The 3,615-nt window shown below is 72.8% G+C and carries 3 protein-coding genes; 2 read left to right on the top strand and 1 reads right to left on the bottom strand.

Features of this window, described 5'->3' with window-relative positions:
• Positions 1-578: 578 nt before the first annotated feature.
• Together purN and purH are read left to right on the top strand one after the other, a co-directional pair.
• The gene (purN, locus tag HO151_RS01820) at positions 579-1,208 is read left to right on the top strand and encodes a phosphoribosylglycinamide formyltransferase (protein ID WP_173894383.1); all 630 of its coding nucleotides are present in this window, start codon (positions 579-581) and stop codon (positions 1,206-1,208) included.
• Positions 1,205-2,794: a bifunctional phosphoribosylaminoimidazolecarboxamide formyltransferase/IMP cyclohydrolase gene (purH, locus tag HO151_RS01815; RefSeq protein ID WP_173894382.1), complete on the top strand. Its 1,590-nt coding sequence runs from the start codon at positions 1,205-1,207 to the stop codon at positions 2,792-2,794. The genes purN and purH overlap by 4 nt, the downstream gene beginning before the upstream one ends.
• A 211-nt stretch (positions 2,795-3,005) precedes the next feature.
• Here purH and HO151_RS01810 read toward each other — a convergent pair.
• Positions 3,006-3,615, bottom strand: a 610-nt coding sequence (locus tag HO151_RS01810; RefSeq protein WP_173894381.1) for a lytic transglycosylase domain-containing protein, incomplete at its 5' end; no start/stop codon positions are given.

Genomic DNA, 3,615 nt, shown 5'->3' with positions numbered 1-3,615 from the left:
CGCTGCCCGGAAGCCGGCGCACCGGAGCCCTGGCCACCCGCGGAGCCCTGGCCACCCGCGGAGCCCGACCCGCTCTCGGGCACGTCGTCGCCCTCCCGCGGCGGAACGGGGGAGGGGCGCCGCTCGCGCAGCAGGAGCGGGAGGCGTCGGAGGCGTCGGTCCGGCATCAGGTGTGCGTCTTCCCCTTGGAGTGTTCGGCTTGACGGTGTTCGGCTCGGCAGTGTTCGGCTTGACGGTGCTCGGCGGGCGGTGGTGTCCGGCGGTGGCGTCCGTCGGACGGTGGTGTCGACGGGCGGCTGTCCACGGAGCCGGTCACGCGTCCGGGGTTCGCTTCCCGGACATGCGTACCTGTGCCTGGTCAACGTCCCGTACGCGAAAGGCGTTCCCCCGCGCGGACCGTCTTCCCCGGGCGGTTCCTCCCCAGACGCTACCTTCCGGCCACGCCCCCGTCCCGAGGGGGCCGCCCGGTGTGCCGGTATCGTTGCTGCCGGTCGGCCGCTTCGTAGACTTCCCCGTATCCGAGGGCGCGAAGCATTCGTACGACCGTACAAAGGCACTCCCCGAGAAAGGGCCCCGCCGTGGCCAAGGCCAAGCGCCTCGTCGTGCTGGTCTCCGGATCAGGTACGAATCTGCAGGCCCTCCTCGACGCGGTCGCGTCGCAGGGGCCGGACGCCTACGGGGCGGAGATCGTCGCGGTCGGCGCGGACCGCGACGGCATCGCCGGCCTGGAGCGCGCCGAGCGCGCCGGGCTGCCGACCTTCGTCCGCCGGGTCAGGGACTACGGGACCCGTGAGGAGTGGGACGCGGCGCTGGCCGGGGCCACCGGCGCGTACGCGCCGGACCTCGTCGTCTCGGCCGGCTTTATGAAGATCGTGGGCAAGGAGTTCCTGGCCCGCTTCGGCGGCCGGTTCGTCAACACCCATCCCGCCCTGCTGCCCAGTTTCCCGGGGGCGCACGGCGTCCGTGACGCCCTCGCCTACGGCGCGAAGGTCACCGGGTGCACCGTCCACTTCGTCGACGACGGCGTCGACACCGGCCCGATCATCGCCCAGGGCGTGGTCGAGGTCCGCAACGAGGACTACGAGGACGAGGGTGCCGCTCTCCATGAGCGCATCAAGGAAGTCGAGCGAAAGCTGCTCGTCGATGTCGTGGGGCGGCTCGCCCGCAACGGCTATCGCATCGAGGGACGAAAGGTAGTTATCCAGTGACCGCCGAGAGCACAGGCAGCGCAGGCACCACGGACACCAAGCGGGTCATCCGGCGCGCGCTCGTCAGCGTGTACGACAAGACCGGACTCGAAGAGCTCGCCCGCGGCCTGCACGCGGCCGGTGTCGAGCTGGTCTCCACCGGCTCCACCGCGGCGAGGATCGCCGCCGCCGGGGTCCCGGTCACCAAGGTCGAGGAACTCACCGGCTTCCCCGAGTGCCTGGACGGCCGGGTCAAGACGCTGCACCCGCGCGTGCACGCGGGCATCCTCGCCGACCTGCGGCTGGAGTCGCACCGGGAGCAGCTCGGCGAGCTGGGCGTCGAGCCGTTCCAGCTGGTCGTCGTGAACCTCTACCCGTTCCGGGAGACCGTCGCCTCGGGCGCCACCGCCGACGAGTGCGTCGAGCAGATCGACATCGGCGGCCCCTCGATGGTCCGCGCCGCCGCCAAGAACCACCCGTCCGTCTCCGTGGTCACCAGCCCCGCGCGCTACGCCGACGTGCTGTCCGCGGTGCGCGACGGCGGCTTCGACCTGCCCGCCCGCAAGCGGCTCGCGGCCGAGGCGTTCCAGCACACCGCCGCGTACGACGTGGCCGTCGCCTCCTGGTTCGCGGACGGGTACGCACCCGCCGACGACTCGGGCTTCCCCGCGTTCATCGGCTCGACGTCCGAGAAGCGCGACACCCTGCGCTACGGCGAGAACCCGCACCAGGGCGCCGCGCTGTACGTGGACGGGGCGGGCGGCGGCCTGGCCGACGCCGAGCAGCTGCACGGCAAGGAGATGTCGTACAACAACTACACGGACACGGACGCCGCGCGCCGTGCCGCGTACGACCACGCCGACCCGTGCGTCGCGATCATCAAGCACGCCAACCCGTGCGGCATCGCGATCGGCGCGGACGTCGCCGAGGCGCACCGCAAGGCGCACGCCTGCGACCCGCTGTCGGCGTTCGGCGGCGTCATCGCCGTCAACCGCCCCGTCTCCAGGGAGATGGCGGAGCAGGTCGCCGAGATCTTCACCGAGGTCATCGTCGCGCCCGACTACGAGGACGGCGCGCTGGAGGCCCTCGCCAGGAAGAAGAACATCCGCGTGCTGCGCGTCCCCGACGGCCCGGCCGCGCAGGTCGAGGTGAAGCAGATCGACGGCGGTCGGCTCCTCCAGGTCACCGACCGCCTCCAGGCCGAGGGCGACGACCCGTCCTCCTGGACCCTCGCGACCGGCGAGCCCCTCCCGCAGGAGGAGCTGGACCAGCTGGCCTTCGCCTGGCGGGCCTGCCGGGCCGTCAAGTCCAACGCGATCCTGCTCGCCAAGGACGGTGCCTCCGTCGGCGTCGGCATGGGCCAGGTCAACCGCGTCGACTCCGCCAAGCTCGCGGTCGAGCGCGCGGGCGCCGAGCGCGCCCAGGGCTCCTTCGCCGCCTCGGACGCCTTCTTCCCCTTCCCCGACGGCCTGGAGATCCTGACCGCGGCCGGTGTCCGGGCCGTGGTCCAGCCCGGCGGCTCGGTCCGCGACGAGCTGGTGGTCGAGGCGGCGGAGAAGGCCGGCGTGACCATGTACTTCACAGGGACGCGGCACTTCTTCCACTAGCCGGCCGACCGGCTTCCGCCGATCGGCCCGGTCGGCCCGGTCGGCGGGTCGGCCCGGCACACGGGCGTACGACGGGCTCCGGCTCTCCCCCGAGGGAGCCGGAGCCCGCCCGTACGGGCGTACGTCCGTACGTCTTCGTGCGTCTTCGTTCCGTGTGCTGCGTCCAGCCTGCCCGCCCGTGCCCGCGCGGGGTACCTCGGAACTCTCAGGGTCACTTCTTCCCCGGGGGCGTGTATTCCTTGAGGTGGTGGGCGACGCGGTCGGCGTAGGCGCGGTACTTCGGGGGCACTCCGCCCGCGCCGTTCACCTTCGCGTAGGACGTCCGGTAGGCGGCGGCGATCAGTGTCCGGCGGTCGCCCGGCAGGTCGGCGTCCAGCCTGGGCGCGATCCAGCACAGGTACCGGCCCATCGCCGGGATTGACTCGGCGGGAGGGAAGGGAGGGTCGGGCACCGACTCCGCGGGCGTGCCGTCGTCGTGCATCCACCAGCGCAGTACCCGGGGCGTCCAGCGGGCGATGCCGTACTCGTCCTTGGCGGGGTCGGCGAGATCCGGGTCGAAGTTGCTCTCCACCTTCAGCATGGCGGCGATCAGGGCCGGGGTGACGTCCTTCTGGTCGCAGTCGTGCGCCGTCTCCACGATCAGCAGGCGGTACGCGGAGGGGATGCCCCGGTCGGTACGGAGGTCGGCCGCACCGTACGGAGCGGCCGTGACGTTCCTGGTCCCGGCGCCCCCGCCAACCTCCCCGGCGCCGTCCGCCCAGGTGCTGACGCCGTACCCGAGCGCCGACACGGCGAGGGCGGCGGCCGCGGCGCCGAGGGCC

Source organism: Streptomyces sp. 8P21H-1 (assembly GCF_013302945.1).
This window is presented reverse-complemented; position numbering and strand designations above follow the sequence as displayed.